Genomic DNA, 1,004 nt, shown 5'->3' with positions numbered 1-1,004 from the left:
GTCGATGCCCTCAGCCACAATCAGGTCAATTTCTTCGCCACCCCGGCCGAAGATGAACGGGTCCCCGCCCTTGAGGCGGCACACCTTCTTGCCCTGCTTGGCATAATGGACCAGCAATTCATTGATGTTGTTCTGGGGCAGCGCGTGTTTATCGCGGGCCTTGCCCACGTACACCAACTCCGCATCCCGGCGGGCCAGATCCACGATACCCTTGCCCACCAAGCGGTCGTACAGCACCACGTCGGCTTTCTGCAGCAGGCGCAACGCCCGGAACGTCAACAGGTCCGGGTCACCGGGACCTGCACCCACCAGGTAGACCTCACCCCGACTCAGGCAGGCCGCATCAGCGGATTCAATGGCCGCAGCCAGCATGGCTTCCGCTTCGCTGTCCTTGCCAGCCAGCACTTTCTCCACCACCGGGCTATCCAGGGTCTGCTCCCAGAACAGGCGCCGCGCGCCGATATTATCGAGTTTTTCTTTGAGGGGCTGACGGAAGCGGGCCATCAGGTCCGCCAGCCTCCCCCAACGGGCAGGCAAGGACGATTCCAGCTGGGCCCGCAGCTTACGCGCCAGTACCGGCGAGGCGCCGGAGGAGCTGATACTGATCAGCACCGGAGAGCGATCCACGATGGCAGGAAAGATGAAATCGCCCAGCGACGGATCATCGACTACATTGACGGGCAAACCACGCTGTTGCGCCTGGCGGGCAATGTCGGCATTGGTGCTGCGATCGTCCGTGGCGCAAATGACCAGCGCAACCCCATCCAGATCCGTGCTCGCAAACACACGATCCATACAGGCGCCGCCACTCTGCGCCACAATAGCGCGCAATTCATCGCACACTTGCGGGGCAACCACATTCACTACCGCACCCGAACGGTGCAGAAGGCGCCCTTTACGCAGCGCCACTTCGCCGCCGCCAGCCAGCAGAGCCACTTTGCCCTGCAAACGCCAACTGATCGGTAAAAATTCCATGCTTGCTCCCGGTAAACGCCGGACACCAG

The 1,004-nt window shown here is 62.1% G+C and carries 1 protein-coding gene; it reads right to left on the bottom strand.

All coding sequences use genetic code 11. The annotated features are described in order from the left end of the window. Positions 1–975, bottom strand: a 975-nt coding sequence (gene cysG, locus A3754_RS00385) for a siroheme synthase CysG (RefSeq protein WP_063518544.1), incomplete at its 3' end; no start/stop codon positions are given. Positions 976–1,004: the final 29 nt, after the last annotated feature.

It is taken from the genome of Alcanivorax sp. HI0083 (assembly GCF_001635175.1).
This window is presented reverse-complemented; position numbering and strand designations above follow the sequence as displayed.